At 71.5% G+C, this 19,761-nt stretch carries 17 protein-coding genes; 7 read left to right on the top strand and 10 right to left on the bottom strand.

Going from position 1 to position 19,761, the window contains the following annotated elements; translation table 11 throughout:
- Positions 1-17: 17 nt before the first annotated feature.
- A complete protein-coding gene (locus BLU79_RS19550; protein ID WP_093907107.1) occupies positions 18-731 on the bottom strand; it encodes an SIMPL domain-containing protein in 714 nt (237 codons plus the stop codon).
- Between the two features lie 194 nt (positions 732-925).
- Between BLU79_RS19550 and BLU79_RS19545 the strand changes: the two genes are divergently transcribed.
- Positions 926-2,731: a bifunctional metallophosphatase/5'-nucleotidase gene (locus BLU79_RS19545; protein WP_093907106.1), complete on the top strand. Its 1,806-nt coding sequence runs from the start codon at positions 926-928 to the stop codon at positions 2,729-2,731.
- 26 nt (positions 2,732-2,757) lie between these two features.
- On the opposite strand, the gene BLU79_RS19540 is transcribed toward BLU79_RS19545, so the two are convergent.
- The 6 genes from BLU79_RS19540 to BLU79_RS19515 all read right to left on the bottom strand — a co-directional run bounded on the left by BLU79_RS19540 (position 2,758) and on the right by BLU79_RS19515 (position 10,694).
- The gene (locus BLU79_RS19540) at positions 2,758-4,401 is read right to left on the bottom strand and encodes a lysine N(6)-hydroxylase/L-ornithine N(5)-oxygenase family protein (protein ID WP_256333383.1); all 1,644 of its coding nucleotides are present in this window, start codon (positions 4,399-4,401) and stop codon (positions 2,758-2,760) included.
- A complete protein-coding gene (locus BLU79_RS19535; protein ID WP_093907105.1) occupies positions 4,398-5,804 on the bottom strand; it encodes a pyridoxal phosphate-dependent decarboxylase family protein in 1,407 nt (468 codons plus the stop codon). The genes BLU79_RS19540 and BLU79_RS19535 overlap by 4 nt, the downstream gene beginning before the upstream one ends.
- Positions 5,805-6,095: 291 nt before the next feature.
- Positions 6,096-8,600 (bottom strand): aminopeptidase N, encoded by a 2,505-nt coding sequence (gene pepN, locus BLU79_RS19530; RefSeq protein ID WP_177001086.1) that lies wholly within the window; start codon positions 8,598-8,600, stop codon positions 6,096-6,098.
- A 79-nt stretch (positions 8,601-8,679) separates the two neighbouring features.
- A complete protein-coding gene (locus BLU79_RS19525; RefSeq protein WP_093907103.1) occupies positions 8,680-9,225 on the bottom strand; it encodes a response regulator in 546 nt (181 codons plus the stop codon).
- Between the two features lie 206 nt (positions 9,226-9,431).
- Positions 9,432-9,782 (bottom strand): chorismate mutase, encoded by a 351-nt coding sequence (locus tag BLU79_RS19520; RefSeq protein WP_093907102.1) that lies wholly within the window; start codon positions 9,780-9,782, stop codon positions 9,432-9,434.
- 24 nt (positions 9,783-9,806) lie between these two features.
- Positions 9,807-10,694, bottom strand: coding sequence for a helix-turn-helix domain-containing protein (locus BLU79_RS19515; protein WP_093907101.1), 888 nt, complete (start codon positions 10,692-10,694; stop codon positions 9,807-9,809).
- 102 nt (positions 10,695-10,796) lie between these two features.
- On the opposite strand from BLU79_RS19515, the gene BLU79_RS19510 reads away from it, so the two are divergent.
- On the top strand, positions 10,797-12,572 hold the full coding sequence (locus tag BLU79_RS19510) for a glycoside hydrolase family 35 protein (protein ID WP_093907100.1): 1,776 nt from the start codon (positions 10,797-10,799) through the stop codon (positions 12,570-12,572).
- A gap of 23 nt (positions 12,573-12,595) precedes the next feature.
- On the opposite strand, the gene BLU79_RS19505 is transcribed toward BLU79_RS19510, so the two are convergent.
- Positions 12,596-13,360, bottom strand: a complete 765-nt coding sequence (locus tag BLU79_RS19505; RefSeq protein ID WP_093907383.1) for a S1 family peptidase — start codon at positions 13,358-13,360, stop codon at positions 12,596-12,598.
- A 193-nt stretch (positions 13,361-13,553) separates the two neighbouring features.
- On the opposite strand from BLU79_RS19505, the gene BLU79_RS19500 reads away from it, so the two are divergent.
- Positions 13,554-14,450 carry a hypothetical protein gene (locus BLU79_RS19500; protein ID WP_093907099.1) on the top strand — a complete coding sequence of 299 codons (897 nt, stop codon included), beginning with the start codon at positions 13,554-13,556 and terminating at the stop codon, positions 14,448-14,450.
- Between the two features lie 98 nt (positions 14,451-14,548).
- On the opposite strand, the gene BLU79_RS19495 is transcribed toward BLU79_RS19500, so the two are convergent.
- Both BLU79_RS19495 and BLU79_RS19490 read right to left on the bottom strand, forming a co-directional pair.
- A complete protein-coding gene (locus BLU79_RS19495; protein WP_093907098.1) occupies positions 14,549-15,463 on the bottom strand; it encodes an SDR family oxidoreductase in 915 nt (304 codons plus the stop codon).
- A gap of 1 nt (position 15,464) precedes the next feature.
- The gene (locus tag BLU79_RS19490; RefSeq protein WP_093907097.1) at positions 15,465-16,205 is read right to left on the bottom strand and encodes an SDR family oxidoreductase; all 741 of its coding nucleotides are present in this window, start codon (positions 16,203-16,205) and stop codon (positions 15,465-15,467) included.
- 68 nt (positions 16,206-16,273) lie between these two features.
- Here BLU79_RS19490 and BLU79_RS19485 point away from each other — a divergent pair, with 68 nt between their 5' ends.
- Genes BLU79_RS19485 through BLU79_RS19470 form a run of 4 tightly spaced genes read left to right on the top strand, consistent with a single transcriptional unit; the run spans position 16,274 to position 19,702 of the window.
- Positions 16,274-17,050: an enoyl-CoA hydratase family protein gene (locus BLU79_RS19485; protein ID WP_093907096.1), complete on the top strand. Its 777-nt coding sequence runs from the start codon at positions 16,274-16,276 to the stop codon at positions 17,048-17,050.
- On the top strand, positions 17,047-17,883 hold the full coding sequence (locus tag BLU79_RS19480; RefSeq protein ID WP_093907095.1) for a CoA transferase subunit A: 837 nt from the start codon (positions 17,047-17,049) through the stop codon (positions 17,881-17,883). Before BLU79_RS19485 ends, BLU79_RS19480 begins: the two co-directional genes overlap by 4 nt.
- Complete coding sequence (locus BLU79_RS19475) at positions 17,880-18,659, top strand: CoA-transferase subunit beta (protein WP_093907094.1); 780 nt, start codon at positions 17,880-17,882, stop codon at positions 18,657-18,659. Before BLU79_RS19480 ends, BLU79_RS19475 begins: the two co-directional genes overlap by 4 nt.
- The gene (locus BLU79_RS19470; RefSeq protein ID WP_093907093.1) at positions 18,656-19,702 is read left to right on the top strand and encodes an NAD(P)H-dependent flavin oxidoreductase; all 1,047 of its coding nucleotides are present in this window, start codon (positions 18,656-18,658) and stop codon (positions 19,700-19,702) included. Before BLU79_RS19475 ends, BLU79_RS19470 begins: the two co-directional genes overlap by 4 nt.
- The last annotated feature ends 59 nt before the right edge of the window (positions 19,703-19,761 follow it).

The raw sequence follows: 19,761 nt of genomic DNA, 5'->3' as shown, positions 1-19,761 counted from the left end.
TCACAGGTCGGGGTCGCTCACAGTTGCGGCGGCGTCATGGTGAATCGCGCGTTCACTTGGGCGTAGACCTGCTGCCGCTCGGGTTCGAGATCGAGGGGGGCCGCCGCGGTGTCCTCCGCGGCGCCGTAGGCCATGGAGCGCATACGGCCGCCGCGGGTCTGCGGATAGGGGGCGTTCTCCGCGCCGATGTCGGCGAGTTCCACCAGCGCGTCCAGTGAGCTCCCCAGCGCTTCCGCGTACTCCCGCGCGCGCTGCACCGCTTCCCGTACCGCCTGCTGCCTCGCCTCCCGGTGGGCCGGCGAGTCGGGTCGCAGGGCCCACCAGGGGCCGTCCACCCGGGTCAGCTCCAAGTCGGCCAGCCGCGTGGTGAGTTCGCCGAGCGCTGTGAAGTCGGTCAGTACGGCGGTGATGTGGACGCGGCCGTGGTAGGCGTGGACGCGTTCGCCGCGGCCCTTGTCCTTGAGCTCGGGGCTGATGGAGAAGGCGCCGGTCTCCAGTCGCTCGACCGCGTCGCCGTAGGTCTTGATGAGGTCGAGGACGGAGGTGTTGCGGCGGGTGAGGTCGTCGAGGGCGGCACGCCGGTCCTTGCCGCGGGAGGCGACCGTGACGCCGATCCGGGCGATCTCCGGGTCGACCTCCAGGTGGGCCTCGCCGCGGACGGCGATGCGGGGGGCGTCGGGGGTGCCGTAGGGGACGGCGGGCTGCGGGTCGTCCGATGAAGGGCTGGTCATACGCCCCACTCTGTCACCGCTTGGCGTGTTAGGGGCCCGGGAGTTCACAGCTTCGGTCATCAGATCGAAACCTGCGGGGTCTGTTGCCGCTCGCCATGCCCAGGTCAGAATCTACGCGCGTCAGAATCTGCGGACGGTCTGTGGACGGGCAGAATCTACGCGCGTTGTTGACCTTCCCCCCAGGAGAAGCACTCATGCCGTTGGACCGCCGGAAGTTCCTGAAGAAGTCCGCCGTGACCGGAGCGGGGGTGGCATTGGCCTCTGCGGCGGCCGCCCCGGCGGCCCAGGCCGCGGAGACGGCGAAGGGCTCCCGGCCGGCGAAGCGCTACGCGCTGACCGTGATGGGCACCACCGACCTGCACGGCAACATCTTCAACTGGGACTACTTCAAGGACGCCGAGTACGCGGACGCCAAGGGCAACGCGAAGGGTCTGGCGCGCGTCTCGACGCTGGTGGACCAGGTCCGCGCGGAGAAGGGCCGCCGCAACACGCTGCTCATCGACGCGGGCGACACGATCCAGGGCACCCCGCTGACGTACTACTACGCGAAGGTCGACCCGATCACCGCCAAGGGTGGTCCGATCCACCCGATGGCGGCGGCGATGAACGCGATCGGGTACGACGCGGTGGCCCTCGGCAACCACGAGTTCAACTACGGCATCGAGACGCTGCGCAAGTTCGAGGAGCAGTGCGACTTCCCGCTGCTGGGTGCGAACGCGCTGGACGCGAAGACGCTGAAGCCCGCCTTCCCGCCGTACTTCATCAAGAAGTTCTGCGTGCCGGGCGCCCCGCCGGTGAAGGTCGCGGTGCTCGGTCTGACCAACCCGGGTATCGCGATCTGGGACAAGGCGTACGTCGAGGGCAAGATGGTGTTCCCGGGTCTGGAGGAGCAGGCCGCGAAGTGGGTGCCGAAGCTGCGCTCGATGGGTGCGGACGTCGTCATCGTGTCGGCGCACTCCGGTTCGTCGGGCACGTCGTCGTACGGTGACCAGCTGCCGTACATCGAGAACTCGGCGGCGCTGGTGGCCCAGCAGGTGCCGGGCATCGACGCGATCCTCGTCGGGCACGCGCACACGGAGATCGCGGAGCTGCTGGTCACGAACGAGAAGACGGGCAAGACGGTCGTGCTGTCGGAGCCGCTGTGCTACGCGCAGCGACTGACGCTGTTCGACTTCGAGCTGGTCTTCGCGAAGGGCCGCTGGACGGTCGAGTCGGTGAAGGCGACGGTGCGTGACTCGAAGACGGTCGCCGACGACCAGAAGATCACCAAGCTGCTCAAGGACGACCACGACATCGTCGTGGAGTACGTCAACCAGGTCGTCGGTACCGCGACCGAGAAGCTGACGACCGTCGAGGCCCGCTACAAGGACGCCCCGATCATCGACCTGATCACCAAGGTCCAGGAGGACGTGGCCAGGGCGGCGCTGGCGGGCACGGAGTACGCCTCGCTGCCCGTCATCTCCCAGGCCTCCCCCTTCTCCCGGACCTCGGAGATCCCGGCCGGCAACGTGACGATCCGGGATCTGTCGAGCCTGTACGTGTACGACAACACGCTGGTCGCGAAGCTGATGACGGGCGCGCAGCTCAAGGCGTACCTGGAGTACTCGGCGGAGTACTTCGTGCAGACCGCCGCCGACGCGGCCGTCGACGTGGAGAAGCTGACCAACGCGAACAACCGCCCGGACTACAACTACGACTACGTGTCGGGGCTGTCGTACGAGATCGACATCACCCAGGCGGCCGGTTCGCGGATCAAGAACCTGTCCTACAACGGTGCCGCGCTGGACGACGCCCAGAAGTTCGTGTTCGCGGTGAACAACTACCGGGCCAACGGCGGCGGCGCGTTCCCGCATGTCGCGTCGGCTCAGGAGCTGTGGGCGGAGTCGACGGAGATCCGCACCCGGATCGCGGAGTGGGTGACCGCGAAGGGTGTGCTGGACCCGAAGGACTTCGCGTCGGTTGGCTGGAAGCTCACGCGGAACGGAACGCCGGTGTTCTAGACCCGGAGTTGGTCTTCTGGGGAGCCTCAGATCCCGTCCATGAGCGGTGTCAGCGCCTTCGGCTGACGGGCGCGGGGGATCTGGGGCTCCTGCTGTTGCAGGCCGAAGGTGGTGAAGGCCGTACGGGTGGGGAGGGGGTAGGTCTCCTTGCCGGTGACGGCGTTGAGGATGCCCGCGCTGCGCCAGGCCGCGAGGCCGAGGTCGGGGGTGCCGATGCCGTGGGTGTGGCGTTCGGCGTTCTGGACGTAGACGTTGCAGCCGGAGCCGGTGACGTGCGGGTCCATGACCAGGCGATGCTGGTCGTCGATGCGGGGGCGTTCCTGGCTGTCGCGGCGCAGGTAGGGGTCGAGGCCGGCCAGGAGGCAGTCGAAGGGGCGTTCGCGGTAGCCGGTGGCCAGGACGACCGCGTCGGTGGTCAGGCGTGAGCGGGTGTTCTGGTGGACGTGCTCCAGGTGGAGTTCGACCTTGGTGGTGGCGACACGGCCGCCGGTGCGGACCCGGACGCCGGGGGTGAGGACGACCTCGGGCCAGCCGCCGTGCAGGGTGCGGCGGTAGAGCTCGTCATGGATCGCGGCGAGTGTGTCGGCGTCGATGCCCTTGTGGAGCTGCCACTGTGAGGCGACGAGCTTGTCGCGGACCGGTTCGGCGAGGGCGTGGAAGTAGCGGGTGTAGTCGGGGGTGAAGTGCTCCAGGCCGAGCTTGGAGTACTCCATGGGCGCGAAGGCGGCCGTACGGCCGAGCCAGTGCAGCCCCTCGCGCCCCGCGGGACGGCGCCTCAGCAGGTCCAGGAAGACCTCGGCGCCGGACTGTCCCGACCCGATGACGGTGACGTGCTCGGCGGCGAGCAGGGTGTCGCGGTGGTTCATGTAGTCGGCGGCGTGGATGACGGGGACGGCCGGCGCCTCGACGAGGGGCCTGAGCGGGTCGGGGACGTACGGCTCGGTGCCGATGCCCAGGACGATGTTCCTGGCGTACGTGCGGCCGAGTGCCTCGGCCTCCCCGTCCGGGCCGAGCTGGGTGAAGTCGACCTCGAAGACATCGCGTTCGGGATTGAAGCGGACGGCGTCGACCTGGTGGCCGAAGCTCAGTCCGGGGAGGTTCTCGCAGACCCAGCGGCAGTAGGCGTCGTACTCGGCCCGCTGGATGTGGAAGCGCTCGGCGAAGTAGAAGGGGAAGAGCCGGTCGCGGGCCTTGAGGTAGTTCAGGAAGGACCAGGGGCTGGCGGGGTCTACGAGCGTCACCAGATCGGCGAGAAACGGCACTTGGATGCGCGCACCGTCGATGAGCAGACCGGGGTGCCAGGAGAAGGCGGTGCGCCGCTCGTAGAAGACGGCGTCGAGCTCGGCGAGGGGGTGGGCGAGCGCGGCGAGGGAGAGGTTGAAGGGGCCGATGCCGATGCCGACGAGGTCGCGGGGGGTGTCGGGGTCGGGCTCGGGGTCGGGGCCTGGCTGAGGGGTCGGGTGAGGGCCGGAGTGCAATCTCGGGTCAGGGTTCGTGCGGGGGCCGGTATGAGGGCTGGTGTGGCTGTCCTCGTGGCTGGTGTGGCCGCCCGGGTGAGGGCCGCCGTGGGGGCCGGAGTCACTGAGGGCGGCGTGGGAGCCCGCGTGACCGGGGGCGGCCAGGAGGTCGGCGTGCCCGGGGGCGGTGTGGGGGTTCGGCTGGGGGGTCATCCGGGGGTGTTTCCTTCCACCAGTTTCAGGAGGGCGGCCAGGTCGTCGGGGCGCGTGTGGGGGTTGAGGTGCGTGGCCTTGAGCCACAGGCGCCCCTCTATCCGGGCCCGGCCGAGGACGGCGCGGCCGTCGGTGAGGAGCCTTCGGCGTACGGCGGCGACGGCGTCGTCGTCGGCGTGTGCGGGCCGGAACAGGACCGTGCTGATGGTGGGCAGGGCGTAGAGCTCGAACCCGGGGTGGTCGTGGACGAGGGCGGCGAACGCGCGGGCGCGGTCGCAGACCTGGTCGACGAGTCGGCCGAGGCCGGTGCGGCCGAGGGCCTTCAGGGTGACGGCGATCTTGAGGACGTCGGGCCGGCGGCTGGTGCGCAGGGAGCGTCCGAGCAGGTCGGGCAGGCCCGCTTCGGTGTCGTCCTCGGCGTTGAGGTAGTCGGCGCGGTGGTGGAGCACGGTGAGGTCGCGCGGGTTCCGGACGGCGAGGAGACCTGCGGCGACCGGCTGCCAGCCGAGCTTGTGCAGGTCGAGGGTGACGGAGTCGGCGGCGTCGAGACCGGTGAGCCGGTCGCGGTACATGTCGCTGAAGAGGAGGGCTCCGCCGTAGGCGGCGTCGACGTGCAGCCGGGCGCCGTGGGCCGCGCACAGGGCGGCGATCTCCGGGAGGGGGTCGATGAGCCCGGCGTCGGTGGTGCCGGCGGTGGCGGCGACCACGAAGGAGCCGCGCGGACCCGGCAGTTGGGTCATCGCCGCGTCGAGGGCGGCGGGGTCGAGGGTCCCGGCCGGGGCGGGTACGACGATGGGTTCGGGCAGCCCCAGCAGCCAGGCGGCGCGGGGCAGCGAGTGATGGGCGTTCGCCCCGTGCACGAGCCGGACTCCGGTGCCGTGCGCCTCCCGGGCGAGGAGAAGCGCGAGTTGGTTGGATTCGGTGCCGCCGGTGGTGATCAGGGCGGAGGGGGCGTGCCGGGGTGGGGCGGCTCGGGAGGCGGCGGCTCCGAAGACCTCCGCCGCCAGCGCCCCCGTCACCAATCCCTCCAACTCCGATGCCCCGGGCGCCTGGTCCCACGAGTCCAGCGAGGGGTTGAGGGCGGAGGCGGCGAGGTCGGCGGCGGTGGCGAGGGCGAGGGGCGGGCAGTGGAGGTGGGCGGCGCAGAAGGGGTCCGAGGGGTCGGCGGCGGCCTCCGCGAGCGCCCGGACGACGTCGTGGAGGGCATTCGGGTCGCCCGTCTGCGGCAGTACGTCCCCGATCGCGGCCCGCACGCGCGCGGCGACGGCGTCCGGGCCGCCCGAGGGCAGTGGCCCCCCGCGCGCGCGGGCGCCCTCGCTCAGCGCGTCGAGCACGGTGTCGAGCAACGGCCGTAGGGCGTCGGGGCCTTCAGGGCCTGACGCGAGCGACGACGGCGTGCTCATCGTGACCTCCCGGGCGCTGGGCAAGAGGGGATCCCAGCTTGTACCCGGATGCGTGGTCACGCCCGAAAAGCCCAACGATCGGAACCCGAAAGGGGGTACTTGCGCGCGGAGGAAGCGTGTCGGGTGGCGTACCGACGGTTGCGGAGTAGAGGGGCCTCCGCCATCGGAAGCAGCGCCCCCCTACGTAGTACGCACCTGCCGTCTACGTCGCACGGACCAGCCCCCTACGTCGTACGGGCCCCGCCCCCTACGTCGTACAGGCCCGCCCTCTACGTCGTACGGGCCCGCCCCCTACCCCTCCCGCACCCGCAACGCCCGTGCCAGGTCGTCGAGTTGGTCGGCCAGCCTGCGTCGTAGCGCCGGGATCGGCTCGCCGTCGCGCAGGCACTCCTCGCCCAGTCGCAGGGCGTCGGCGTCGACGGCGTACGCGGGGAAGGCGTAGCGGCCGGCGGAGTCGGCGATGGCGGGGCCGCGGCGGGCGGCGAGGGCTACCGCGTCCTTGTAGTAGCGGGGGACGTAACTCCGTAGGAGGTCGGCCTGTTCGGGCTGCCAGAAGCCCTGGGCGGTGGCGGTGAAGAGGTAGTTGGACAGATCGGTGCCGGCGTCGGTGGCGAACATGGCGTCCCAGGCCCTCGCCTTGGCCTCCTCGTCGGGCAGGGCGGCCCGGCAGCGGGCGGCGCCCTCCTGGCCGGTGGCGCTCGGGTCGCGCTCCAGCTCGGCGGCGATGGCGGCCTCGTCGACGGCGCCGAGGACGGCCAGGCGGCCCAGGACGCGCCAGCGCAACTCGGGGTCGAGTTCGGGTCCGCCCGGCACGGTGCCGTCGGCGAGCCAGGCGGCGATCGTGTCGGGGTGGGCGGCGACGTCGATGAAGTGCCGTACGGCGATCAGCCGCAGACCGGGGTTGTCGCCGTCCTCGGTGCGCCGGATGAGGTCGCGGCACAGCGCGGAGAGCGTGGCCAGGCCGGCGGGGCGCTCCTCGGGTGTGAGGTAGCGGTCGGCGACCTGGGCGGCGGCGAAGGCGAGGACGCCCTGGACGACGGCGAGTTCGGTCTCGTGCGGCAGGTGGGCGCGGGCGGCCTCCAGGTAGGCGGTGGCGGCCAGTTCGCCGTCGCGGACGGCGTCGCGCAGGGCGTTCCAGACGACCGCGCGGGTGAGCGGTTCGGGCAGGCCGGCGAGGCGCCCCCGGAGGGTCTCGAAGGACTCGGGGTCGAAGCGGACCTTGGCGTAGGTCAGGTCGCCGTCGTTGAGCAGCAGCAGGGCCGGGCGCTTGCCGATGGGCTGCGGGTCCGGGTGCGGGATGTCGAGGTCGAGGCGTTCGCGCAGGACCAGGTGGCCCTCGTTGTCGCCGAGGTCGAGGTCGTACAGGCCGACGGCGATGCGGTGCGGGCGGCTGCCGGCGCGGTCGACGGTGAGGCTGTACGTGCCGTTCTCGCCGGGGGCGACGGCCGGGGTGAGGGTGTCGACGCCGGTGGTGCGCAGCCAGGCGTCGGCCCAGGCGTGGACGTCGCGTTCGGTGGCGGCGGCGAGGGAGTCGATGAAGTCGGCGAGGGTGGCGTTGGCGAACTTGTGCCGGGCGAAGTGGATGTTGATGCCGGCGAGGAAGTCCTTCTCGCCGAGCCAGGCGACCAGTTGGCGCAGCGCGGAGGCGCCCTTGGCGTAGGAGATGCCGTCGAAGTTGAGCTGGGCCTCGGCCGTGTCGTTGACGGACTCGGGGGCGACGGGGTGGGTGGAGGGGCGCTGGTCGGCGTCGTAGCCCCAGGCCTTGCGGGCGACGCCGAAGTCGGTCCAGATGTCGGTGAAGCGGGTGGCCTCGGCGCAGGTCTGGTAGCCCATGTACTCGGCGAAGGACTCGTTCAGCCAGATGTCGTCCCACCAGCGCAGGGTGACGAGGTCGCCGAACCACATGTGGGCCATCTCGTGCGCGATGACCATGGCGCGGGTCTGGCGCTCGGTGTCGGTGACGGCGGAGCGGTAGACGAACTCGTCGCGGAAGGTGACGAGTCCGGGGTTCTCCATGGCGCCGGCGTTGAACTCGGGGACGAACGCCTGGTCGTAGGAGTCGAAGGGGTAGGGCTCCTCGAACTTCTCGTGGTAGCGGTCGAAGCAGGCCCGGGTGACGTCGAGGAGTTCGTCGGCGTCGGCGTCCAGGAACGGGGCGAGGGAGCGGCGGCAGTGCAGGGCGAAGGGCAGGCCGCGGTGTTCGGTGCGGATCGAGTGGTAGGGGCCGGCGGCGATCGCGGCGAGGTAGGTGGAGATCGGCGGGGTGTCGGCGATCGTCCAGCGGCCCGCGCCCTCCTGGGTGGCGATGCCGTTACCGAGGACGGTCCACTCGGCGGGTGCGGTGACGGTGAAGGAGAAGACGGCCTTGAGATCGGGCTGGTCGAAGGCGGCGAAGACGCGCTGGGCGTCGTCCATGCACAACTGCGTGTAGAGGTACGTCTCGCCGTCGACGGGGTCGGTGAAGCGGTGCATGCCCTCGCCGGTGCGGGAGTAGCGCATGGCCGCGTCGACGCGCAGTTCGTGCTCGCCGGCGGTGAGGTTCTTCAGGGGCAGCCGGTTCTCGTCCAGGGTCTCCGGGTCCAGGGGGTGTCCGTCGAGGGTGACGGAGCGCAGTTCGGCCGGCTTGATCTCGACGAAGGTGTCCGTGTCCGCTTGGTCCGCGCGCGTGGTGAACCGGATGACCGTGCGGGAGTCGAAGGTCTCGTCCCCGGTGTTCAGGTCGAGTTCGATCGCGTAGCGGTGGACGTCGAGGAGCTGGGCACGGGTCTGCGCTTCGTCGCGCGTCAGTACGGACATGAACGACATGCTGCCTGATGCCGCTGACAAGGCACAGGGGTGGATCGGTAAGGGCGTTATGTCCGGTCCGTGGTGGGGATCAGTTCCAGTCCGTGGTCGGTGTCGTCGCCGGGCTGTCGCGCTGCGGCGGGACGCGGGTGTCGCGGTGCGGCAGGGCGGGGCGCGGTCCGGGTTCCCGGGCCCCGGGGTCGTCCTTGACGAGGGCGCGTAACTCGCGGACCTCCTGTTCCAGCGCGCGATGGCGCTGGTAGGAGTCGTACAGATAGCGGACCTTGGTGCGCAGCGTCCACGGGTCGACGGGCTTCAGGACCAGGTCGGCGACGCGGAGCCGGAAGGCGGCGGACATCAGCTCCTGGTCCGCGCCGAAGCCCGTGAGCAGGACGACCGGTATGTGCTGGGTCTGTTCCACCCGTCGCATGTAGCGCACCACGTCCAGGCCGCTGACGCCGGGCATCCGGACGTCCAGGAGCAGCAGGCCGACCTGGCCGCGGAGCACCTGCTTGAGGGCTTCGTCACCGCTGGTGGCGCGGGCGAGCCGGTAGCCCAGCGGGGCCAGGGCGCTCTCCAGCGCGTACAGCGTTTCCTCGTGGTCGTCGACGATGAGGATCTTGGCATCCGACGGCATGGCCCGACGTCCCTCCCACGTGGACAGCCAGGGTATGTCCGGAGCGCTGACGGGGAGTGCCTGTCAGCTGACATGCGGTGCACAGCGCAGCATGCCCGGCACGGGCCGCCGTGTCACTCCCCCGGGAGGGCCTGTCCGGCTCCCGCCGTCACTTTCGCGTCGCCCGCGCGCGCGGGGCGGGCGCGACCGCGCGACCGGGCCCGGGGTCACTTCGCCGTGGGCGCGGCGCCGTTGATCGTGTCCTCGGCGATGCTCTCGTGGTGCCTGATCACTTCGGCGATGATGAAGTTCAGGAACTTCTCGGCGAACGCGGGGTCGAGCTTGGCGTTCTCGGCGAGGGTGCGCAGCCGGGCGATCTGCCGCGCCTCGCGGGCGGGGTCGGCCGGCGGAAGCTGGTGCTTGGCCTTGAGGTGGCCCACCTGCTGGGTGCACTTGAAGCGCTCGGCGAGCATGTGGACGACGGCGGCGTCGATGTTGTCGATGCTCTCGCGCAGCCGGGCGAGCTCCTCACGGACGGTGGGGTCGACGTCGCCGGTAGACGGGTTGCTGGTGGTCATGGGGGTTCAGCCTACGGGGCCCTTTCACGTGGTCGTTCGTTCGATCACGGGTGGGTCGTCGGGGTCGGGCACCTGGTTGCTCCAGCCGCCGGGGACGGTGCGGCCCTGCTGGGCGCGGAAGCGGACGGGGGCCATGCCGACGCGGCGGGTGAACAGGCGGGAGAAGTAGGCGGGGTCGTCGTAGCCGACGCGGCGGGCGACTGCGGCGACGGGCAGCTCGGTGGCGGCGAGGAGTTCCTTGGCGCGGCCCAGGCGGATGCCGAGCAGATAGTCCTTGGGGCTGCAGCCGGCGCCGCGCCGCACGGCGGTGCGCAGTTCGGCGAGGGTCGTGCCGTGCCGGGCGGCGTGGTCGGCGACGGTCAGCGGCAGGCAGGCGTCGCGGGCGAGGGCCTTGAGGACCGCCTCGCCGTCGGGCGCGAGATCGGCGCGGGCGCGGCGCAGGGCGACGAGGAGTTCGTGGACCGCGGCGCCGGTCTCCACCTCCAGGAGCGGGTTGTCGCGGCGGGCGGCGCGGGCGATGCGGCCGATGACGGCGCGGGGGCCGGCGGCGTCGGACAGGGGCACGACGGGGCGGTCGGGCTCGATGTAGCCGAGTTCGGTGTACGTCGCGGTGGCGGGCCCGGCGAAGTCGACGAAGCCCTCGTCCCAGCCGGTGCCGGGGTCGGGCGCGTAGTGGTGCGGGACGCCGGGGGTCAGCCACAGCAGCGCGGGCGCGGTGACGGTCGTACGGCGGCCGTCGGGGCTCTCGTACCAGCCGCCGCCCGCGTTGATCACGACGGCCACGTGGTGGTCGAGGGTGCGCGGGCCGACGGTGGGCAGGGGGCCGTACTGGAGGCCGACGCCGAGGCAGACGAGGCCGAGCCGGTGGTGGGCGGGTCCGGGCGTGAAGAACCGCATCCAGGTGTGGTACATGCGCGCACCTCCCCTCTCCTCGGTCCCCTCGGTCCCCTCGGTCCAAGCAGCGCCGATCTTTGTCCATGGACCCTGACCTGCGCCAGAGGTGAGGGTGGGGCCATGAGTGAGTTCACGGTGGGGGACACGGATTTCCTGCTGGACGGGCGGCCGGTGCGGCTGCTGTCCGGCGCGCTGCACTACTTCCGGGTGCACGAGGCGCAGTGGGGGCACCGGCTGGCGATGCTGCGGGCGATGGGCCTCAACTGCGTGGAGACGTATGTGCCGTGGAACCTCCACGAGCCGGCGCCGGGCCGCGGCCGGGACGTGGGGGCGCTCGGCCGGTTCCTGGACGCGGCCCGGGAGGCGGGGCTGTGGGCGATCGTGCGGCCGGGGCCGTACATCTGCGCCGAATGGGAGAACGGCGGGCTGCCGTACTGGCTGACGGCCGAGGTGGGCGCACGCGCGCGTACCCGTGACGAGCGCTATATGGCACACGTGGCGAGCTGGTTCGGACGCCTCCTGCCCGAGATCGTGCACCGGCAGATCGACCGCGGCGGGCCGGTGATCATGGTGCAGGTCGAGAACGAGTACGGCAGCTACGGCTCGGACGCGGAGTACCTGCGCCGCCTGGCCGACCTGCTGCGGGAGCACGGCGTCACGGTCCCGCTGTTCACCTCGGACGGCCCCGAGGACCACATGCTCACCGGCGGCTCGGTCCCCGGTGTCCTGGCCACCGTCAACTTCGGCTCGCACGCGCGCGTGGCCTTCGAGACGCTGCGCCGGCACCGTCCCGAAGGCCCGCTGATGTGCATGGAGTTCTGGTGCGGCTGGTTCGACCACTGGGGCGGCGAGCACGTCGTACGGGATCCCGGGGACGCGGCGGCGGCCCTGCGGGAGATCCTGGAGTGCGGGGCCTCGGTGAACCTGTACATGGCGCACGGCGGCACGAACTTCGCGGGCTGGGCGGGCGCCAACCGGGGCGGCGGCGCGCTGCACGACGGCCCGCTGGAGCCCGACGTGACGTCGTACGACTACGACGCCCCCGTCGACGAGCACGGCCGCCCCACGGAGAAGTTCTGGGCCTTCCGCGAGGTCCTCTCCGCCTACGCCGACGGCCCCCTGCCCGAAGTCCCGCCCGCACCGGCGCCGTTGGGCGCGTCGGCCGAGGTGACCCTGACCGACTGGGCGCCCCTGGGCGACGTACTGGAGACACTGGGCGGCCCGGAGACGTCCGGTCCCGTCCCGCCCGCCTTCGAGGAACTGGGCGTCGAGCGGGGACTGGTGCGGTACGAGGTGACGGTGCCGGGACCGAGGCAGCCGTATCCGCTGACCGTGCGCGGGCTGCGGGACCTCGCCGTGGTGTACGTCGACGGGGAGCGGGCCGGGGTGCTCACCGAGGACGACGCGAGCCTCAAGGAGCCCGTGGCCGGGTACGCGCGCGTGGAGCTGTGGGTGGAGTCCCTGGGGCGGGTCAACTACGGGCCGCGGCTGGGCGAGCCCAAGGGGATCACCGGGGGCGTGCTGCACGAGCGGCAGTATCTGCACGACGTACGTGCGCGGGGGCTGCGACTGGAGGCGCTGGACGACGTCGAGAGGGTGCGGGCGGTGCCGTCCCGGGAGCTGCCCGAGGACGGTGCCCCCGGGCTTTACCGGGGCACCGTCACGGTGCGGGGCGCCGGTGACGCCCGTCTGGAGCTGCCGGGCCTGACCCGCGGGTTCGTCTGGATCAACGGCTTCCCTCTCGGCCGTTACTGGTCCGCGGGCCCGCAGCACTCGCTGTACGTCCCGGGGCCCGTGCTGCGGGAGGGCGGCAACGAGGTGTGGGTGCTGGAGCTGGACGAGACGGCCCGGCCGGGGTCCGCCGAAGCGGGTGCCCCGGTGCTCCGGGCCGTCTGACGTACTGCTGGTGCGGCGACCGCCTAGAGCGCGTTCGCCGCCCGGGCTATGTCCTTCGCGAAGGTGCTGACCTCCGTGTAGACGCCGGGCACGCCGGCGCGGGCGCAGCCGTCGCCCCAGCTGACTATGCCCACCTGGATCCACTTGTTGGCGTCGTCCTTGCGGAACATGGGGCCGCCGGAGTCGCCCTGGCAGGTGTCGATGCCGCCGCTCTGCCAGCCGGCGCACAGTTCCTCCTTCGACACCAGCCGGTTCCCGTAGTGGCGCTTGCAGATGCGGTCGGCGACGAAGGGAACCGTGGCCTTGCGGAGCTTGGTCGTGCCCGTGCCGGCTCCCTCCTCGGTGTCGCCCCAACCGGCGATCGTGAACATGCCGCGGTTGTAGCGGTCCGTGGTGGCGATCTTCAGCGTCGGCTTGTCGATGGGCCGGGCGAGCTTGATCAGCGCCCAGTCCTTGCCGGTGCCGTTGTAGCCCGGGGCCACCTTCACCTTCGTCGACTTCACCTTGATCGCGGCGGAGGAGTCGAGGTCGTTGACACCCGCGGTGACGGTGATGCTGGTGTTGTTGCCGGAGCCGTCCATGCAGTGGGCGGCGGTCAGGACGACGTCCTTCTTGTAGAGCGCCCCGCCGCAGCCCATGGAGAGATGGACCATGAACGGGAACTCGTTCTGCGCGGCGGGCGTTCCACCGACGACGCGGGTGGACGCGGCGTTCGCGCTGAGGGGCTGGAGGGAGGCGACCGCGAGGGTGACGGCACCGACCGCTGCCGCTCTCTTGGCCAGGGTCATGCCGCTTCTCTTCGGCGAGCTGGAGGTCAACATACGTCCTTTCATGGCGTGTTGAGCGGCCCGCAGTATGAAGATCAGGTGGCATGCCTGGCAAGGACGGATCTCACGCCCCGGCGGTGGAACCTCGCCAGGGAAAATCCCCTCTCCTCCCCGTAGAGTGGAATCGGGTTCAAGGCGTCTTGGGGGTACGGGCGTGGCGAACGGCGGACCGGTTCAGCACGGCTTCCCACATCTGGAGACGGTGCGGGCCTCCATCACCGCGCTCTACCGGCGGCTGTCGTACGACACCGTCCAGACCTTCGCGGCCAGCGTGGCGCCGGTCGACGTAGCGTTCTCCGACACGGACGACCTCTATATGGGCGCGCAGCGGGTGGCCCGCGAGCTGGTGCGGCACTACCACCTTCCGGACGCCCGGCTGATCGTGAGCTTCCGGGAGATGAGCCACGCGGCGAACGTGGAACTCGCGGCCGGGCCCGAGTACTTCGTCGAGCTGAACGACCGGTTCCGCACCCATCGCCGGGACATCGGGGCCGCGCTGGCCCACGAGGTGATGCATGTGTATCTGCACCGCCTCGGTCTGTCCTTCCCGGGCACGCGGGACAACGAGATCCTCACGGACACGGCGACGACGTATCTGGGCGCGGGCTGGCTGCTCCTCGACGCGTACCGGGAGGACGCGGCGTCCTCGCAGAAGCTGGGGTATCTGACGCCGGAGGAGTTCGGGTACGTGCTCGCCAAGCGGGCGCTGCTCTTCGCCGAGGATCCGTCGGTGTGGTTCACCAGTCCGCAGGCGTACGCGGCGTACGGGAAGGGCATGGCGGAGGCGCGGCGGGACGAGGAGCAGCCGCCGCTGACGGCGGCCGGGTGGGCGGGGCGGCGGCGGTATGCCCGGGACCGGCGGCATGCCCAGGACCACCACGGTGCCGGGGCGCGGCCGGGGGTGCCGTACGCGTTCACGCCGGATGGGCGGGGGCCGTTGCGGGTGTCGTTTCCCTGTCCTACGTGTCAGCAGCGGATTCGGGTGCCGGTGCGGGGGCGGGTTCGGGCGCGGTGTGGGTTGTGCCGGACGGTGTTGGAGTGCGACACGTAAGGGACTTTCCTCGCCCCCGCCGCCCCTACCCGTCCCATCCCCAGGGGCTCTGCCCCTTCGACCCCGCCAGGGGGCTCCGCCCCCTGGACCCCCGCTCCTCACGCGCCGTACACCACCCCCTGCACCCCCGCCTCCCCCACCAACTTCAACGCCACCTCCCCCACCTCCTCCGGCACCCACCGCGCCCCCTTGTCCACGCTCGGCCCCGCCCTCCACCCCTCCATCACCGTGATCCGCCCGCCCTCCACCTCGAACACCCTCCCCGTCACGCCCTCGCTCGCCGCCGAGCCCAGCCAGACGACCAACGGTGAGACGTTCTCGGGGGCCATGGCGTCGAAGCCGGCGTCGGGAGCCGCCATGGAAGCCGCGAAGGTACGTTCCGTCATCCGCGTGCGCGCCGCCGGGGCGATCGCGTTGACCTGCACGCCGTAGCGGGACAGCTCGGCTGCCGCGACCAGCGTCAGGGCGAGGATTCCGCCCTTCGCGGCGCTGTAGTTGCCCTGGCCGAGTGAGCCCAGCAGACCCGCCCCGCTGCTCGTGTTGACGACCCTGGCACCCGGGGTCCGACCCGCCTTCGCCTCCGCCCGCCAGTGCGCGGCGGCGTGCTTCAGCGGGAGGAAGTGACCCTTGAGGTGGACGCGTACGACGGCGTCCCAGTCGTCCTCGTCGAGGTTGACCAGCATCCGGTCACGCAGGAAGCCGGCGTTGTTGACGAGCGTGTCGAGGCGACCGTACGTCTGCAACGCGGCGGCCACCAGGGATGCCGCCCCGGCGCTCGTCGCCACGTCACCACTGTGCGCAACCGCCTCACCGCCCGCCGCGCGAATCTCCTCGACCACTTGTCGGGCGGGGCCGTCCGCAGCCGCCCCCCGGTCCGAGCCGTCCAACCCGACCCCGAGGTCGTTGACGACGACCTTCGCCCCCTCCGCCGCGAACGCGAGCGCGTGCGCACGCCCCAGCCCCCGCCCCCCGCCGGTGACCACGACGACCCGCCCCGCACAGATCCGGCTCATCTCATGCCTCCTTGTTGACCGTTGCGGCGTCCAGGAACGCGGGCCGCTCGCCCCCACCGTGCACGAGCAGGCTCGCCCCGCTGATGTAGGTGGCGGCGTCGGAGGCGAGGAAGACGGCTGCCGTGCCGACGTCGGACGGTTCGGCGAGGCGGCCGAGCGGGACGGTGCGGGAGACGGCCGCGATGCCGTCCTCGCCCCCGTAGTGCAGGTCCGACCGCTCGGTGCGCACCATGCCCACGACCAGCGTGTTGACCCGCACCTCCGGCGCCCACTCCACCGCCATCGACCGGGCCAGGTTCTCCAGCCCGGCCTTCGCCGCCCCGTACGCCGCCGACCCGGGCGACGGACGGCCACCGCTGACACTGCCGACCATCACCACCGAGCCCCGCACCCGCCTCAGCTGCTCGTAGGCGGCCAGGGACGCCGTCATCGGCGCGACGAGGTTCAGCTCGATCACGCACGCGTGCCGCTCGGCATCCGCGTCCGTCAACCGTCGGTACGGTGTGCCACCCGCGTTGTTGACCAACACATCCAGCCGGGGCAGGGCCGCGAAGAAGGCCCGTACGGCTTCCGGGTCACGGAGGTCGAGCGGCCTGAACTCGGCGTCCGCGCACGGAACTTCGGGTGGCCTGCGCGCACAGACCACGACCTCCGCGCCGGCCTCGGCGAAGGCCCGCGTTATCCCGGCACCGACACCGCGCGTGCCGCCCGTGACGACCACGACCTTCCCGTCCAGCCTCATCCGCGGCTACCCTTCACCCTGAGAACTTCACCTAACAAACGTTTGGTGGAAAGGTAGCTGATGCGGCCATGGGTGTCTCCACCTCGTCCCCGGAAAAGGGGTTCGAAAAAGATGGGATCGCCGTCGTCACGGTCGACTTCCCACCGGTCAACGCCCTGCCGGTGGAGGGCTGGTTCGCGCTGGCCGACGCGGTGCGGGCGGCGGGCCGGGACCCGGGGGTCCGGTGTGTCGTCATCACCGCCGAGGGGCGCGGCTTCAACGCGGGCGTGGACATCAAGGAGATACAGCGGGACGGGCACAGCGCGCTGATCGGCGCCAACCACGCCTGCGCGGACGCGTTCGCCGCTGTGTACGACTGCGAGGTGCCCGTCGTCGCGGCCGTGCAGGGCTTCTGTCTGGGCGGCGGTATCGGTCTGGTGGGCAACGCGGACGCGATCGTGGCGAGCGAGGACGCCACCTTCGGGCTGCCCGAGCTGGACCGCGGAGCGCTGGGCGCGGCCACGCATCTGGCCCGGCTGGTCCCCCAGCATCTGATGCGCGCGCTGTACTTCACCTCGCGCACGGCGACGGCCGCCGAGCTGCACACGCACGGTTCGGTGTGGCGGGTCGTGCCGCGCACGGAACTGCGCGCCGCCGCACTGGAGCTGGCCCGCGAGATCGCCGCCAAGGACGGACAGCTGCTGCGCCTCGCCAAGGCCGCGATCAACGGCATCGACCCGGTCGACGTGCGCCGCAGCTACCGCTTCGAGCAGGGCTTCACCTTCGAGGCGGGCCTCAGCGGGGTGGCCGACCGGGTTCGTGACACGTTCGGAGTGACTCGTTCGGAAGGGACGGTGGCTGAATGAGCGACAAGACGACGACCGCGGACGAGGTCGTGGCCCGGCTGCACAGTGGCATGACCCTGGGCATCGGCGGCTGGGGCTCGCGCCGCAAGCCGATGGCCCTGGTCAGGGCATTGCTCCGGTCCGACATCACCGACCTCACAGTCGTCTCGTACGGCGGCCCCGACGTCGGCATGCTCGCCGCCGCCGGACGGGTCCGCAAGCTGGTCACGGCCTTCGTCACCCTCGACTCGATCCCGCTGGAACCGCACTACCGCGCGGCCCGGGAACGCGGCGCCTTCGAGCTCATGGAGATCGACGAGGCGATGTTCATGTGGGGACTGCACGCCGCCGCCAACCGGCTGCCCTTCCTGCCCGTGCGGGCCGGGATCGGTTCGGACGTCATGCGGGTCAACCCCGGTCTGCGGACGGTGACTTCGCCGTACGACGACGGGGAGACGTTCGTGGCCATGCCCGCGCTGCGTCTCGACGCGGCCCTGGTGCACGTCAACCGCGCCGACCGGCTGGGCAACGGACAGTATCTGGGACCCGATCCCTATTTCGACGACCTGTTCTGCGAGGCCGCGGACACGGCGTACCTGTCGTGCGAACGGATCGTCGACACGGCCGAGTTGCTGAAGGAGGCGGCCCCGCAGTCACTGCTGATCAAGCGGCACACGGTGACGGGGGTCGTCGAGGCCCCGAACGGAGCGCACTTCACCTCCTGCGCACCCGACTACGGCCGTGACGAGGCCTTCCAGAAGACGTACGCGACCACGCCGTGGCCGGAGTTCGCGGCGCGGTTCCTCGGCGGGGACGAGCAGGCGTACCAGGCGGCGGTCAGGGAGGGGTCATGACGGAGTCCACCCGTGGGCCTCTTGTCCCACCCACCCGCACACCTCTTCTCCCACCCACCCGCGCCGAGTACTGCGTGATCGCCTGCGCCGAGGCCTGGCGCGACGCCGGGGAGATCCTGGCGAGCCCGATGGGTCTGATCCCGTCCGTGGGGGCCCGGCTGGCCCGGCTCACCTTCGCACCCGACCTGCTGCTGACCGACGGCGAGGCGACACTCGTCCGCCCGGACGGGACGGCCGAGGGCTGGCTGCCGTACCGGCAGCATCTGGCCCTGGTCACCAGTGGCCGACGGCACGTGATGATGGGCGCGAGCCAGATCGACCGCTTCGGGAACCAGAACATCTCGTGCATCGGCGACTGGGAGCGGCCGAAACGGCAGCTGCTCGGGGTGCGGGGCGCGCCCGTCAACACCCTCAACAATCCGACCAGTTACTGGGTCCCGAGGCACTCCCGGCGGGTCTTCGTCGAGAAGGTCGACCTGGTGTGCGGCGTCGGCTACGACCACGCGGCCGCGCATCCGGACACGGCCCGCTTCCACCGCGTCCCGCGCGTCGTCTCCGACCTCGGTGTCTTCGACTTCGCCACGCCCGACCACTCGATGCGGCTCGCCTCGCTTCACCCGGGCGTCACACCGGAGCAGGTCAGGGAGGCGACCTCCTTCGACCTGGCCGTCCCGGACGACGTGCCGCCGACCCGCGAACCCACCGCAGAGGAGCTGCGGCTCATCCGCGAGGTGATCGATCCGGAGAACACCCGCGCCAGGGAGGTCGGGGCGTGAGGGAGACACCGCTGACCCGGCTGGTCGGGGTCCGCCACCCGATCGTGCAGACGGGGATGGGCTGGGTGGCGGGCCCACGGCTGGTCTCGGCGACGGCGAACGCGGGGGCGCTCGGCATCCTGGCCTCCGCGACGATGACCGTCGACCGGCTGCGGGAGGCGATACGCGAGGTCAAGTCCCGTACGGACGCGCCGTTCGGGGTGAACCTGCGGGCGGACGCCTCGGACGCCGGCGACCGGGTCCACGTCATGATCGACGAGGGTGTGCGGGTCGCCTCCTTCGCCCTCGCGCCCTCCCGTGAGCTGATCGCCGAGCTCAAGGACGCGGGCGTGGTCGTCATCCCCTCGATCGGTGCCCGACGGCACGCCGAGAAGGTCGCGGCGTGGGGCGCGGACGCGGTGATCGTGCAGGGCGGGGAGGGCGGCGGGCACACCGGTGAGGTGGCGACGACGGTGCTGCTGCCGCAGGTGGTCGACGCCGTGGACATACCGGTCGTGGCGGCGGGCGGTTTCTTCGACGGGCGTGGGCTGGTCGCGGCGCTGGCCTACGGGGCGGCGGGGGTCGCGATGGGCACCCGGTTCCTGCTGACGTCGGACTCGACGGTGCCGGACGCGGTGAAGGCGCGGTATCTGGCGGCGACGGTCCGGGACGTCACCGTCACGCGGGCCGTCGACGGGCTGCCGCACCGGATGCTGCGTACGGAACTGGTCGACGCCCTGGAGCACTCCGGCCGCGCGCGGGCTCTCCTCCAAGCGGTGCGCAGGGCGGCGGGCTACCGGAAGCTGTCCGGCACGAGATGGCGCCAGATGCTCCAGGACGGCCGCGCCCTCAAGCACGGCAAGGACCTGACCTGGAGCCAGGTCCTGCTCGCCGCGAACACGCCGATGCTGCTGAAGGCGTCCATGGTGGACGGCCGTACGGATCTGGGGGTGATGGCGTCCGGGCAGGTCGCCGGGGTGATCGACGACCTGCCGTCGTGCGCGGAGCTGGTGGAGCGGATCATGAAGGAGGCGGACGAGGTACGACAGCGCCTCACCGGCTGACGGCCTTCACAGCCTCTCGATGATCGTCACGTTCGCCTGTCCCCCGCCCTCGCACATCG

Source organism: Streptomyces sp. cf386 (assembly GCF_900103585.1).
In the GTDB taxonomy this organism is placed as follows: domain Bacteria; phylum Actinomycetota; class Actinomycetes; order Streptomycetales; family Streptomycetaceae; genus Streptomyces.
This window is presented reverse-complemented; position numbering and strand designations above follow the sequence as displayed.

Bases quoted from the DNA above. Each gene is read 5' to 3' on its own strand.
- BLU79_RS19520 (WP_093907102.1), bottom strand. From the start codon at position 9,782: ATGACCACCAGCAACCCGTCTACCGGCGACGTCGACCCCACCGTCCGT.
- BLU79_RS19535 (WP_093907105.1), bottom strand. From the start codon at position 5,804: ATGAGCACGCCGTCGTCGCTCGCGTCAGGCCCTGAAGGCCCCGACGCC.
- pepN (WP_177001086.1), bottom strand. From the start codon at position 8,600: ATGTCCGTACTGACGCGCGACGAAGCGCAGACCCGTGCCCAGCTCCTC.
- BLU79_RS19550 (WP_093907107.1), bottom strand. From the start codon at position 731: ATGACCAGCCCTTCATCGGACGACCCGCAGCCCGCCGTCCCCTACGGC.
- BLU79_RS19485 (WP_093907096.1), top strand. From the start codon at position 16,274: ATGGGTGTCTCCACCTCGTCCCCGGAAAAGGGGTTCGAAAAAGATGGG.
- BLU79_RS19505 (WP_093907383.1), bottom strand. From the start codon at position 13,360: ATGACCCTGGCCAAGAGAGCGGCAGCGGTCGGTGCCGTCACCCTCGCG.
- BLU79_RS19490 (WP_093907097.1), bottom strand. From the start codon at position 16,205: ATGAGGCTGGACGGGAAGGTCGTGGTCGTCACGGGCGGCACGCGCGGT.
- BLU79_RS19495 (WP_093907098.1), bottom strand. From the start codon at position 15,463: ATGAGCCGGATCTGTGCGGGGCGGGTCGTCGTGGTCACCGGCGGGGGG.
- BLU79_RS19515 (WP_093907101.1), bottom strand. From the start codon at position 10,694: ATGTACCACACCTGGATGCGGTTCTTCACGCCCGGACCCGCCCACCAC.
- BLU79_RS19475 (WP_093907094.1), top strand. From the start codon at position 17,880: ATGACGGAGTCCACCCGTGGGCCTCTTGTCCCACCCACCCGCACACCT.
- BLU79_RS19525 (WP_093907103.1), bottom strand. From the start codon at position 9,225: ATGCCGTCGGATGCCAAGATCCTCATCGTCGACGACCACGAGGAAACG.
- BLU79_RS19540 (WP_256333383.1), bottom strand. From the start codon at position 4,401: ATGACCCCCCAGCCGAACCCCCACACCGCCCCCGGGCACGCCGACCTC.
- BLU79_RS19480 (WP_093907095.1), top strand. From the start codon at position 17,047: ATGAGCGACAAGACGACGACCGCGGACGAGGTCGTGGCCCGGCTGCAC.
- BLU79_RS19545 (WP_093907106.1), top strand. From the start codon at position 926: ATGCCGTTGGACCGCCGGAAGTTCCTGAAGAAGTCCGCCGTGACCGGA.
- BLU79_RS19510 (WP_093907100.1), top strand. From the start codon at position 10,797: ATGAGTGAGTTCACGGTGGGGGACACGGATTTCCTGCTGGACGGGCGG.